The sequence below is a fragment of the Pseudarthrobacter sp. PH31-O2 genome (assembly GCF_030063265.1).
Classification (GTDB): domain Bacteria; phylum Actinomycetota; class Actinomycetes; order Actinomycetales; family Micrococcaceae; genus Arthrobacter.
On the sequence record NZ_JASIST010000001.1, the window covers coordinates 320,561 to 333,785 of the forward strand.

Below are 13,225 nucleotides of genomic sequence, written 5' to 3' on the forward strand. Positions count from 1 at the left end.
TCCGAGTCGCTCGGGCGCGAAGACCTCATTGGTCAGTTCGTGGTCCAACCGTCCTCGGCCACTGCGCTTAAGCTCATCTCCCACGATTACTTCGTCAGAGGAGCCATCCTGGAACCTGCTGAGTTCATTCTGCACAACTCAGCACTCCTCGGAGACCTGACCGGGTCTGAACGCGCGCTTGTGCAAAATATCCTAGGTCAGCGCGAACTGTTGATCGGTGAGCAGTTCCTTTCCCCGCGGCAACCTAACGCCGGGTACGTGGCGGAGCGTGACCGGATCATGTATTGCGCACACAGCACGGGACATTTCAACAGCAACGGCTATTCGACGAGAACCGGCGGAGTCGTCGGTGGGCTTAGGGCCAACGGCGAAGACGTCCTGGTTGTGGCACGCCCGGGGTACCCGTGGGATTCAAAAGTGGACGTTGAAGTTACTTCCCAGGAACGCTTCGAGCGCGAGATCAGCGGTGTCCCACACATCTTCAACCCGGGACCAAGCTGGACCGCTGACCGCCTGGACTACTATCTGGCGGAGGCCGTGGACGTCTACGTCCGGGAGGCACAGCGCAACCGGGCGTCGCTGATTCAGGCGGCCTCCAATTACGTGACCGCGTTGCCTGCGCTCATTGCGGCCCGTAGGCTTGGGATCCCCTTTGCCTATGAGGTCCGGGGGCTCTGGGAAATAACTCAACTGTCAAATAACCCTGACTGGGCCGACTCTGACCGCTACAAGCTTGCCGTCAAACTCGAAACCCTGGTGGCGACGGAAGCCGACGTTGTGCTGGCAATAACCAGCCAGGTGCGGGACGAATTGGTCCGCCGTGGCGTGGACACAACCTTGATCAGTCTGATGCCCAATTCCGTAGACACCGATTTGTTCGCTCCGATGCCCGGTCTGGAACCCCTGCGTCGGAAACTTGGGTTGACGCAAACCACGACGGTTGTGGGCTACGCGGGAAGCCTTGTCCCTTATGAGGGCTTGGAAGATCTCCTCGAGGCCGCCAGTTTAGTCCTCGACGACGGCCTGGACGTTACGTTGGTGATAGTCGGGGACGGCGTGCAGTTGCCCGAACTGAAACGGCTGGCCGTTGAACTCGGAATTGCTGAAAACGTGATGTTCGCCGGCAGGGTTCCCGCTGGTGAGATCCCGAACTACGTGAGTCTTTTTGACATTATGCCTTGTCCCAGGCGGCGTCTGCCGGTGACTGAGATGGTGTCCCCGCTCAAGCCCCTAGAAGCAATGGCCAGCGCCAAGGCCTTGATTCTGAGCGACCTCGCTCCGCTGCGGGATCTTGCGGGCACCGGGCAAGCCCGCGCTTTACTGTGCGAGGCCGGAAACCCGAGATCCTTGGCGGAGGCAATCACAGTTCTGGTTCAGGATGTGGAGCTGCGTTCTGCGATGGGCAGACGAGCCCGCCTCTGGGCCATCGATGAACGCACCTGGCGCTCCACAGGCGGCGGGGCTGTCGCAGCTCACGGCCGTGCCCGAAAAGGAGCAGCGCCAGTATCAGGACGCCGGCTTTCGGAGCTGACCGTTGGAATAATTGCTGACGAATTTACTCTTGAGGGCATGCGGGGGGAAGCCACGTTGGTCGAGCTCCGTCCCGAGTCGTGGCAAGGGCAAATCGACGCCCAGCCGCTGGACGCACTCTTGGTGGAGTCCGCCTGGGAGGGCATCGACGGCGTGTGGAAGCAAAAGGTCGGATACTACGACGATGAGCGGTTCGCCACCTTGCTGGCAATCCTGGACCATTGCAACAGCCGGGACATCCCGACGATCTTCTGGAACAAGGAAGATCCAGTGCACTTCAACAGGTTCAGCCCCACTGCCGCACATTTCGACCACGTATTCACGACAGACTCGGACTGCATCCGCCGATACAAAGCGGACGCAGGAGCGCGGCAGCGTACTGTTGGGTCGCTTCCCTTCTACGCACAACCCCGGCTACACAACATCGTTCCGTCCGCCCTCCCCTATGATCACTCCGTTGCCTATGCCGGTTCCTACTACGGCGATCGATATAAGGCCCGGTCCGAGGAATTGGCCACAATCCTTGACGTTGCCAAGAACCATGGGCTGTGCATCTACGACAGGCAGCACCTGAACCCGGAGAGTCCCTACCGCTTCCCGGACCACCTGGCCCGATATGTGCGGGGAGGGCTGAGCTACGCTGAAATGGTTGACGCCTACAAAACTCACCCCGTTCACGTCAATGTCAACTCTGTAAACGGCTCACCCACGATGTTCTCCCGGCGGGTCATGGAAGTCGCGGCATCGGGATCTGCGGTCCTGAGCGGAAGAGGCGTGGGTGTTGAACACGTCATGAATGGTCTTGTGCCCGTCGTTGAGCGACCCGAAGACGTAGACCTTCTCGTGACCGAATGGATGAGCAACGAGACAGCGCGAATACGGGATGCGTGGCTCGCGTACAGGCACGTACATCGTGGTCACACGGCGTCTCACCGGCTTGCCTACGTGCTCCGCACCGCAGGGCTCATCGTGGAAGCTCCTGTGTTGCCCAGTTACGCGGTTTTCGTAGAGGTTCTGACTCCCGAAATCGCCTCCGTACTCGCGATTCAGACTGTGCAGCCCAAGCGGATCTACTCCACAAGCAGCAGCACAGACGGTGATCTGCCCGTGCAGAGGGTGGCTGATTTCGCCGATGCAGCGAAGCTGGCGAAAGCGGAGGGGATCTCCTATATGGGTTTCCCAGGAACGGGCCACCGTGATCGGACAGTATTTGAAGACATCCTGACTGCCACCAGCTTCGGGTCTTGGGCTTCGATCGGCATATCAAGTGACGATTTGGACATCCCGGGCCTAGGGCTCGGCCGGCGTGGCTCGTCGGCTCCAGGACGCCCCCTGCTTCGAGCCCTGGATGACCATCAGGCTGACGGCCACTTCTGTCTTCGCAGGGAACTGGTGTCCATGGACCGGCCGCCGTTTACCCAGCCTTCGAACAGCCCAAAGAACGTGCTGGTTGCCGGGCACGATCTGAAATTTGCTGCAGGCCTAATCTCAAAACTTGAAGCATTGGGGCACAATGTTTCGATCGACAAGTGGCTGGATCACAACAACCACGACGAGGAGGAGAGTCAACGCCTACTTAGGCGGGCCGACGTCATCTTCTGTGAATGGACACTCGGGAATGCGGTTTGGTACTCGAAGAACAAGTCCTCACGGCAACGCTTGGTGACACGACTTCACCTCCAGGAAATCTTCCGGCCCTTTGTTAAAGACGTTTCGTACGCGTCCGTGGATCAGGTGGTGTTCGTCGGACGGCACATCCTCGAACTAGCGGTTCGCGATCACAATGTTCCACGGGAACTAAGCAGGGTTATCCCAAACGCGGTCGCCACAGCGGAACTGCGGCAGGACAAGGTCGCCGGGGCCAGGTTCAATCTTGGGTTCGTCGGGATTGTTCCAGCCCGCAAGCGCTTGGACAAGGCCTTGGACGTGCTGAGGCTCCTCCGGATGGGTGATGACCGCTACCGTCTCTTCATCAAGGGCAAGCGGCCCGAAGATTTTCCATGGATGGCCAACCGCCCCGAAGAAATGTCGTTCTACGAGGAACAGTACCGGCGAATCGAAACCGATCCGCTGCTGGTTGGAGCAGTCACCTTTGACGCTCAAGGCGACGACATGGCCGCCTGGTACCGGAAAATTGGAGTCGTGCTGTCGCTTAGCGACTTTGAATCTTTCCACTTGACCCTGCCGGACGGGGCCGCCTCGGGCGCCCTGCCAGCCAGCCTCGCGTGGCCGGGCGCGGATCAGATATACCCGACAAGTTGGTTGTACGCCGAATCGCGCGACCTGGCAGAATTCGTCAGTTCACTCGACGACGAGTCATGGGCGCACGCTGCGAAGGCCGCCCAAGACTTCGTCGTCTCCAACTTCGATTCGCGGGAAGTGCTATCAACCCTGGCGGCCCTTATCGTGGGGGAACGAGGAGTCTGACTCGTAGCTGATTGATTTCCCCTGAGCGCTGTGTGTCAATCTTGCGCGAAAACTGCGGTGCACGGGCGCTCGCGGTGAAGAGGCACGAATAGACTGAGTCCGCGCCCGGCGCCGCTCACGCTACCCTTCGGCTCGGGTGGGGTAGCCGAGCGGTACTAAGCACGGACGACCACACACGGTGCAAACTTCCGTACCTTTGGCAACCATGGAGAAACGCTGGTGAAATCACCGATGCAGTCATTCGTTCGGCGTGACCCGAGGAGCCAGTCGCCAAGACGGTTGGGTGGCTGGTCCGGCTCCGCGGCTGCGGGCCTCACTTGTGCCATTATTGCTACAGCATTATTCGCGTCCCCCGCTTCGGCCGCAACCCTGAGCGAACAGCGGGCTGCCCTGCGCAAGATTACGTATGCCGCGGGTCAGGACTACGTTAATGCTCGTCCCTTCACAACCGGGTTGGCTCGGGCGAACGCGCTGGACGTCAAGAACGCCATTTCATCGGGCACAGTTTCCCTCAAGGCCGCCGGCGACCAACTCACGGTCGCGGTGACCCAGGTGGCAATGGACGCGGCCGCCGCCCGGATTGGGCAAGAAGCAACGAAGGCTGCGACCGTCCGTAAGGTCGCTGAACAGCTCACTACACTGATGCGTTTTCGGGCCACGCAGCAGGCTATTGCCACTGGTGCATTAAGTGACCTAGCGGCGGGTCGCATCACATTGAGCACCTATTCAGGGTCCAAGGATAGGACGAGTGCCTTCACAACGCAGGTTGCGGCTGACACTGCTGCACAATTGGGAGTCCTCGGTAAGCCCAACGCTGGCCCGGACCTGCAATCCGCGGCTTGGATGTCAGCGCTGCAAAATGGAAGCGGAACGATCCCGGCCGTCTCAGGGTGGGTAGGATTCCCGGGCGGCTGCGCCCTGCCATCGGCCAGTAGCGCCTTCAATCCCGTTCTTCCCAGCGACGGGCCCGGTGTTGGGACCTCAAAGCAATTTATTGCTGATGCGAAGGCGCGCGTGGCCGCAGATGTCTCCTTGACGTCGATTCACGCCCAAATGCTGCGGGCCGCGACGGTTGAAGTTGCACGTTCCCTACCATTAACCGAACTGCGCGATGCCTACGTCCCGCGGGTGGCCAGGTTGGGCTACGGGTGGCTGTCAGGCTCCGATACAGCCTCGCGAAACGTCCTGGCAGCTGAAGCCAAGGAAATACTGGCCGCGGGCCCGGAAGGCATGGACACACTCTCTTCATCCCATTTGCTGCTGGCTGCGGCGACGGCGACCGACTGGTCGAAGTCGACCGGTATGGAGGAGACGGTGCTCGTGCGGTGGCTGGGTCCACAGACATGTCTTCAGTCCGACAGGGAAAACTTTGTCGATGCAGCTACCAATATCGCTGCAATCCACAATTCGGCCAACTTCATAGCGGCCGCGGTCTTCCTTAAGAAGTCGCCGGCACGGGCTGCAGCTCTGGCCAAGGAGTCCCTAGTCTCAATACAACCGGCTCTCGCGCTGATAACTACCGACGGCGGAACCCCGGAAGGCCCGGGATACTGGACTTATCAGAGCCGAGCAATCGCGGTCCTCTACGCGACTTTGCCAAGTTCATACACCACCATCCCGGTGATTCTGCCTACACTGGCCAGGGTCTCTGGCTACGCGCTTAACAGCACGGGGCCAGACAACCGCCCGACGCCCTTCGCGGACGCCGGCACAGCCGAACTCAGTCCCTTGATGCCGGCCTGGGATGCACATGTGCGGAACGACCCTGAAGTTGCGGCCTGGGTGGCCGAGAGTTTCAAGAAGAAGCCCGATGCGTACCTCATGTGGTGGGGTTCAAAGGCTGGAGTGCTGCCTCCCAAGAAGTCGTCGTTGTATGCGCAGACCGGACTGGCAGCCCTGCATTTGCCTGGGAGTACGGCGACGCTCAAGGGAGGCCAAAATAGCTTTAACCACGCTCACCTTGACCTGGGAAGCGTCTCGTTCTTCCGCCGCGGTGTTCAATGGTCCGTTGATCCGGGCACTCCGAACGGGGTGGCGCCGCCGGGCTACTACTCCGAACCAACCCGGTGGACCTTTTGGAAGCCAGGAACGGCAGCCCACTCGACACTCATGGCGTCTGGGGTGAATCAGCCCATCACCGCGATTGCCCCGGTCACGGTTTCAACCCCATCGAGTGCGGCAGTGGACCTACGTCAGGCATTCCCCGGTACATCCGTGGCAACCCGCTCCGTCACTCATTCAAATACTGCCATGGTGATCAAGGACGTCCTTCGTTCGGACAAACCTTTGGACCTTGTCTGGCAGTGGGTCACCGATGCGGCGGTGAGCCTTGGCAGTGACCGGGCGGTCCTGCGGCGCAGCGGGCAGACGATGGTGCTCAGCTTTACTGGTGTACCGGTTGGGTCCACCTTAACAGCGGTCACCGCGCAGGAGAACGGACCGGATGGCCAGCCACTGACCATCGTGAAGCTGTCGATGCCGCAGGTTCAGAGCCTGGCACTTACTACCTCCGCCTATTAGCCAGGGAGAATCACCCAAGTCGTGGTGATGGTTCGGACGACATCTTCCGCGGTGTTTCGGAGGAACACCCGGGCCCGGTATCGGCCGGTAGGAAGGTCGTTCCACACAACGGTGCCATCGGGCCCGTAGGGGGTCCGGGCAACGGACTCAGCCCCACGAAATAGGCGGGAGGCAAGTTCCCAGCCGGCCGCAACTCTCACTGTCAGGCACAGCTCTGCTGGCTCCCCACCCGAGGCCCGCAACGTGTAATGAACTGTATCCCGATCATCCCCAGGCGCCTCCTCCTGAATCTTTTCTGTCAGAAATTTCCGATACTCCGCACCGATTTCAGCGTGGGGGAGTCCCGGGAGAACTGTCAGGTCAATTTCCTTGTGGTTGGCCTCGGCATGTGACATAAGGGGCAACACGTGGTTCTTGTAGTGGTGATCTGCCTCGCCCACCAGAATCGAAAGGCGCGTGGTCGCGGTCATGTCGTCGATGGCATCAAAAACGACGGCATCCAATGTGGCCACCGAATCCTCGCTTGTGTCACCCATCATAAAGCCCAGCATGTTGGGATGCGGATCACGGACAAACGAACCGATCTTGACCTGGGGCGCGCCGACAATTATCCGTCCGGCTCCTGCTGAGATGCCGTGCAGGATTGCGGCAGTTCCCCCTTTGGAAGATCCCGCGGTGATGAGGTCCTTGGCTGCCAGGCCGAGCCGTTGGAGTTCCTGATGAATAAGCGCTTGCGTCGATTCGAAAATTGAGTTATCCCGGTGGTCTGTCAAATAATAGGACCCCTGATCACCAAAGTCATCGAGGATGTATATGGCGTGGGTTCCCGCCTCATCGACAGACTTGCGGTAGTTATAGGTAAAATCTCCTGGCTGGTGGATGGCGGTGAAAACGACGGTCAGTTTACCTCCGCCGGCGTCGGAACTGGCGGGCACCGAAAGGTAGTTCAGCCCGACTTTACCGATGCTCCGCTGCCAACCCGCCGACTTGTCGTTGAGGCCCCGGTCGAGATAATTGAACTCGGCCAGACGGATTCGCGTTTTAAGGTGTGCATGCTTCCCTTGGAACGAGATCTTTACGACCGGCGACGGTACCGCTTCGCCGAAGCGCGGAAAGCGCCAGCCGAGATACCTTGGACGCTTTTCACCCTTATGGAGGGAGACTGACGTCGGAACATTTGCGTCAAATTGCAGATCCATGACTTTGCGGCCATTTTGAAACAATTCGAAACCTTGCCCGTGGATAACGGTTTCAACGTCAGGGCCGAGATTCCAAAGCAATTCGTAACTGTGTTCTTCCTGGCTTTCAATTATGTCCGACACCTCAAGGGAGGGAATGCCATTCCGCTCTTGGATGTCGACGGTTCTGGAATGGGTTGTATTCCTCAACCGGCCCGTTCGCCCAGTAACCCGGTAGCCGTCTGCGCGGACCTCGTGAGCTTCCATAGTCGTGAGGTGGGCTGAATCGTCGGTGCGCGGTAGGGAGATGCCGTCCACAACGATGCAATTGTGGGCATAGGACGAATAGCCGTATTTGGTTAGAGGATCCTTGTAGTCGTAGCCATAGGCGCCGGCCTCTGACAGCAGGTCGACGCCGTCGCTTCGAAGGAACAGACTCAGGTCGTCGGAATGTTTGTGGTAGTTCGCGTTGTAGGCCGCGCTGAAGAATGCGAATGATGCCTTGGGATTGCCCCAAGCGCTGCGGTAGATGGCGTAGCCGGAGTCAGGCAGGACCAGCGTTCGCTGGTGTGGTTTTGAGCCAATTTTTCCGCCGGAAGCAGCATAAGCAAATTCGCTGCTGTCAAAGATATTCTGCCGCGCGGCGCCAGTCTCCAGTTGCTGCGTAGTATCGCTGATCGGCGGATACATGCCGTTCGGCATGAGGGCGTGCGTCGCGTATTCGGCTGCATTTCGAATCAGTGAGCGGTAATAGTCAGCGTGGTGGTGCCCCGTCTGGGACAGGATTCCCAGTACATCGTGAACGTGTTTGGACACCATGAGGTGATACGTCGGAGTATTCTCGACATGGACGCCGTCGGATGTGAATGACGTAGAGAAGTACGAGTGCAACCGCGCCGTCGCGGTGGCGAACAAGTCTTCGCGCTCCTCGGCCGAGACGAAATCGCAGACAACCGAGAAATAGAGGAGTGAGAGGTCCTGAAACATGCCGTGGTTGTTTCCGGTGGCGTGAAAATCGTCGGTTGCAAGCAGCCGCGCAGTGTCCAAGGCCAGGGCGCCTAGCCAGTTGTAATCGTCGGCGGGAAGGAGACCTTTCAGCCGCGGGAGCAGGGCCGTCAGTTGGATCAGCCGCTGGGCCGTGGTCTCGTCGTGATGCGACACCTCAGGAATCCGGGTGGCGTCCCCGTAGTTCGCCGACCAGGTCCGGGTCACACTAAGAGCGAAGGCGGCATAATCGGGGCCAGCGACGGGGTCGCAGAGCACTGTCCGGTGCCAGTCAGAAAGAAACAAGAAGCCGTGTACATACCGCGCTTGAGAGCGTTTGCTTGTGTCCGCCCAAATGTCGCCGTTCTTGAAGGGCAGGGTGCCGAATCTTGCGCTGACAATTTCGCCGTCTTTGAAAAGCTTTTCCACTCGAGCTCGGGCCGAGGGGTCCGAGGCGCCGGGGAGCTGGCGCAGCACCGCTTCCCTCATCAGGTCAAAATTTGTCGGCGCCAAGAGTTCTCCAGTCTGTACCTCGGGTCCTAATGCACGATGCCCGGCCTCAGTCTGACCAGACGCTTCGCGGGTCACAGCCCGAATTCGTCGATTCTGCTGCCGATGTTCAGCATTTGCGCCACTGCGGCTACCGTCCGCTCAGAGGCGCGGCCATCTCCATATGGATTTACCGCGTTGGCCATCGAATCGAAATGATCCTGGTCGTTGAGGAGCCGGTCAACTTCCTTCACGATACGTTCTTCGTCAGTACCGATCAGGGTCACAGTTCCGGCATCTACGGCCTCGGGACGTTCGGTGTTGTCGCGCATCACGAGTACAGGCTTGCCGAGGCTTGGAGCTTCTTCCTGCACTCCGCCTGAATCCGTCAGGACGATATGGGCCAGGGAGAGCATTCGGGTGAATTCACCATAGGCCAGGGGCTCCGTGACGATGACGTTCGGTTTGCCTTCCAATGCAGGTAACACTGCTTCGCGCACCACGGGGTTCTTGTGCGCCGGCAGGACGATCACCATGTCAGGTTCGGCGTCGGCGATCCTTGCCAGCGCCCTGCCCACTCCGCGCATGGCATCGCCCTGGTTCTCCCGGCGGTGGGTGGTCACCAGCAGGATCCGCCGTCCGCTGGCCGCGAGTTCCTCAAGCTGGGGATCGGTGAAGGGGATCTGCTTGCCGACTGTGGTCAGCAAAGCATCAATAACCGAGTTGCCGGTGACGACAATGTCGCTGGCATTGATGCCTTCGGCTAGGAGATTGGCCCGGCTGACGCTGGTGGGTGCAAGGTGGAGGCTCGAGATTTGGCTCGTGATTTTGCGGTTGGCCTCTTCGGGGAAGGGAGAGAAGAGATCGCCGCTACGGAGTCCCGCTTCGACGTGCACAACGGGGATTCCATGATAAAACGCAGCGATGGCTCCAGCGGTGGACGTCGTGGTGTCGCCCTGCACAATCACAGCGTCAGGTTTGTTCTCGGTGAAGAGCTTGTCCAGCCCGTCAATGGTCCGGGTCATGATGGCCGACAGCGACTGCCTTTGCCGCAGGATGTTGAGGTCGTGGTCCGGCACAATTCCGAAAAGCTCATTAACCTGGTCAAGCATCTCGCGGTGCTGGCCGGTGACGGTTACAACGCAGTCAAAAAGCTCAGATTCTTGAAGTGCGGCAACGATCGGGGCCATCTTGATGGCCTCGGGCCTAGTGCCGAAAATCGGCATGATGCTGGGCATAGGTGTTCCCCCGGAATTTGTGGACGGCGTCGGCAACGATGCTACGGGAAGACGCGACGAATGAATGAATCGAGATCCTCATCAATGTGCATTAGCGAGGCGCATCGAGACGCTGTGGCTGCGCTCAGCCCGCGACAACCAGTGCGATGACCAGTGCCACAATGCTGATTGAGACAACTATCACGGCCATCAACGCGACGGCGCGTTTACGTCCGAAGGCCTGGATTCTGGCTGGCGCGGTTCCCGCTTGGCGCTTTGCTGCAGGACGCTCGATGACCTCCACCGGCAACGGGTCAACACCTGGAACCAGGAGTGCATCGGGGATCTCGGTGTGAAGCACACGCTTTCGCAGATGGCGCGGGGCGGCGATCAACGGGGGAGTGCCTTGGGACTCGTCCAACGTCTTCTCCTCCTGGCCTCATCGGCTAAATCGCTTGCGGGCATCAGCCAAGCAGCCGGAACTTCAGCCGCGCTCGCATCAATTCTTGCATCACTGCCCCTTTGGTATGTACTCCTGCCGCGAGTGCACTCTAGGATCGGCGCTAAAAGCGACTCGCCGCTGCCCGCGCCGCGGCGTTCAGCGCCGCGAGTGTCAGCGCGTCAAGAATCAACAGCCGTTGTTGGAAGCCCTCCCCACCAGATTCCTCAGAGCTGAGAGGCCGACAGACCCTAAACCCGGCAGCCTGGCTGGCAGGGCTTCGCCTGGAATGAACGCGGATAAGTCCAAGACGGGCCGCCAAGTGTTCCCGTTGCGCATAAGCGAGCAGGTAACATTACATGCTGTGTTGTTTTGGCCTAGCGACACGTACAGAAGGTTCGACGACGAACAACACGACGCACCGAGATATACCGGCTTTGGGGGAGCACTTGAAAACAACACATGGGGCATGCCCGCCGAACTTATCTACGGCTGCCAGGACCTGGAAGTAGCCCGGAATGCCGCCACTGCAAGCGCCCGGCCCCGATCCGGACAGCCCTGCCGCCGAGCCCAAGGCCGCGCGCGTAACCCTGCTTGCCCACTCGTACTGGCCGGAGAACAGCCCCCCTCAGCGACGCTGGACGGCCCTGCTAAGGGAATTCTGCGCCTTCGGCTGGGAATTTGATGTGGTTACTCCGGTGGCGCATTTCCCGGCGGGCCGGCGCGAGCTTCCCCCCGAACTCGCCGGACGGGCCTTCCGGAGGCAGGAAGGTCAGTTCACCGAGCTGATCAGGCGGGTACCGTACTTGCCGCACGGCAACTCGCACCTGGCTAGACTGTTGGGCCAGTGTTTTTCAGCCGCACTGTCGGTGCCCTTGGGTCTGCTGACGCGGCGGCCCGACGTGGTGATCGTCACTGCGCCGAGCCTGCCGATCCTTGCCGCGGGATATCTGCTGGCCCGGCTACGGCGGGTTCCCCTGATTGTGGAAATGCGCGACGCCTGGCCAGACCTGGCCCGGGATTCCCGGATGGTGCGCGGTCGCGTCAAGAGCGTGGTTGAAACGGCGGTGGAGTTTGTCCAAAAGCATGCCGATCTGGTGGTGACGGTAACAGAGGGATTCGCCCACACATTGCGCTCCCGTGGGTTGCAAAACGTCGCGACTGTGAGCAACGGACTTCACGTTGACACCATCCCTGTGATGGGACCCCCGGCGCCGGAGCGGGATGTGTTTGAAGCGCTCTACCTCGGAAACCACGGCGAAAGCCAGCGGCTAGACGTGGCAATCCGGGCCAGCGCCCTGGTGGGTGATGCCATGCACCTGCACCTGGTGGGACACGGAACCCAGAGCCCGGCGTTGGAAAAACTGGCAGCAGAACTTGGAGCGCCTGTAACATTCCACCCGCCGTTGCATGGCCAGGACGTGATGGACCGCTATGCCTCGGCGGACACTTGCATCGTCTCGCTGCGCGATGACTGGAAGTCATTCGAGACCACCATCCCGTCCAAGACCTACGAGGTTCTGGCCGTCGGTCGCCATGTAACGGCCGTCGTCAAAGGTGAGGCAGCCCGCATCATTGAGGACGCTGAGGCCGGCGATATCGTGCCCAGCAACCCTGAGGCCGTGGCCGCGCTATGGCGTGAACTGGCCGCCGACCGCTCCCGGCTGGTCCGTTCCGAGGCCAGCCGCCAATGGGTGAAGGAGCACGCAGACTATACACAGCTGGCTGCGAAATATATGGCGATCATCTCAGATCTCCTGAGCGAAACCCCAGCCCCTCAGCGCTGATCCGAACATTCCGGCCGCAGGGAGACATCAATAAGGCCGCCGGTCTCAATGACAAACCGCCGCAGCCACCGTCCCACGCTCAAGTCCGGGTGTGAATTCACCACTTGGACGTCCGCCGTCGTGCATTGCTCCAGCAGCCGCTGCGCCCGGGCGACGTGGTAGCTGGAGGACACGACAGTGATGGATTTCCAGCCGTTCTCCGCGGCAATCTTGCCGATGGCACGCGCCTCCCCGCGGGTGTCGTATTCATCGGGGCGGAAACACAGGAGCCGGGCGCTGGGAAAAGCGGCGGTGTTACAGACGGCATCGGCGGCCGAATTGCCGGGGGTGTCTGTGTGGGAAAGGACCAGAACGGGGATGCCGTACTCATGTTGCAGCTGCTCCGCGACCGGCAGGCGCTCGGCCGCGGCTCCGCCGAGCATAATAACGGCATCGGTGCGGTGGACAGTCAAGGGATCCACGTTGACAAAGAGTTGAAAGGCGAGGACCAGCCACAGTAGTACAGCCCCTGAAATCCACCCAAGAATCCGGGCGCCCAGGGGATTCAGGGCGGGCAAGGGCAGGGGCATGCGTATGAGTCTTCCATGCGGCCGGTGTGGCAGGGAAAACGGGCGGGGATCGTGCAGCCGGCGAATGGCACTCCAGCCGCCGGGA

At 60.3% G+C, this 13,225-nt stretch carries 7 protein-coding genes; 3 read left to right on the plus strand and 4 right to left on the minus strand.

Annotation, left to right across the window (positions count from 1 at the left end):
- The first annotated feature begins 279 nt into the window (after positions 1-279).
- The gene (locus QMG72_RS01375) at positions 280-3,957 is read left to right on the plus strand and encodes a glycosyltransferase (protein ID WP_283479725.1); all 3,678 of its coding nucleotides are present in this window, start codon (positions 280-282) and stop codon (positions 3,955-3,957) included.
- 219 nt (positions 3,958-4,176) lie between these two features.
- Complete coding sequence (locus QMG72_RS01380; RefSeq protein ID WP_283479409.1) at positions 4,177-6,477, plus strand: heparinase II/III domain-containing protein; 2,301 nt, start codon at positions 4,177-4,179, stop codon at positions 6,475-6,477.
- On the opposite strand, the gene QMG72_RS01385 is transcribed toward QMG72_RS01380, so the two are convergent.
- From QMG72_RS01385 to QMG72_RS01395, 3 genes are all read right to left on the minus strand, one after another.
- Positions 6,474-9,152: a heparinase II/III domain-containing protein gene (locus QMG72_RS01385; RefSeq protein WP_283479410.1), complete on the minus strand. Its 2,679-nt coding sequence runs from the start codon at positions 9,150-9,152 to the stop codon at positions 6,474-6,476. The two genes, QMG72_RS01380 and QMG72_RS01385, sit on opposite strands and share 4 nt — an antisense overlap.
- A gap of 71 nt (positions 9,153-9,223) precedes the next feature.
- Positions 9,224-10,366, minus strand: a complete 1,143-nt coding sequence (gene wecB / locus QMG72_RS01390) for a non-hydrolyzing UDP-N-acetylglucosamine 2-epimerase (RefSeq protein ID WP_283479411.1) — start codon at positions 10,364-10,366, stop codon at positions 9,224-9,226.
- Positions 10,367-10,490: 124 nt separating this feature from the next.
- A complete protein-coding gene (locus QMG72_RS01395; protein WP_283479412.1) occupies positions 10,491-10,766 on the minus strand; it encodes a hypothetical protein in 276 nt (91 codons plus the stop codon).
- A gap of 536 nt (positions 10,767-11,302) precedes the next feature.
- Here QMG72_RS01395 and QMG72_RS01400 point away from each other — a divergent pair.
- Entirely contained in the window at positions 11,303-12,571 is a 1,269-nt protein-coding gene (locus tag QMG72_RS01400) for a glycosyltransferase family 4 protein (protein WP_283479414.1), read from the plus strand.
- Here QMG72_RS01400 and QMG72_RS01405 read toward each other — a convergent pair.
- Positions 12,562-13,140: a YdcF family protein gene (locus QMG72_RS01405; RefSeq protein WP_283479415.1), complete on the minus strand. Its 579-nt coding sequence runs from the start codon at positions 13,138-13,140 to the stop codon at positions 12,562-12,564. The genes QMG72_RS01400 and QMG72_RS01405 overlap by 10 nt on opposite strands.
- Between the last annotated feature and the right edge of the window lie 85 nt (positions 13,141-13,225).

Bases quoted from the DNA above. Each gene is read 5' to 3' on its own strand.
- QMG72_RS01375 (WP_283479725.1), top strand. From the start codon at position 280: ATGTATTGCGCACACAGCACGGGACATTTCAACAGCAACGGCTATTCG.
- wecB (WP_283479411.1), bottom strand. From the start codon at position 10,366: ATGCCCAGCATCATGCCGATTTTCGGCACTAGGCCCGAGGCCATCAAG.
- QMG72_RS01400 (WP_283479414.1), top strand. From the start codon at position 11,303: ATGCCGCCACTGCAAGCGCCCGGCCCCGATCCGGACAGCCCTGCCGCC.
- QMG72_RS01405 (WP_283479415.1), bottom strand. From the start codon at position 13,140: ATGCCCCTGCCCTTGCCCGCCCTGAATCCCCTGGGCGCCCGGATTCTT.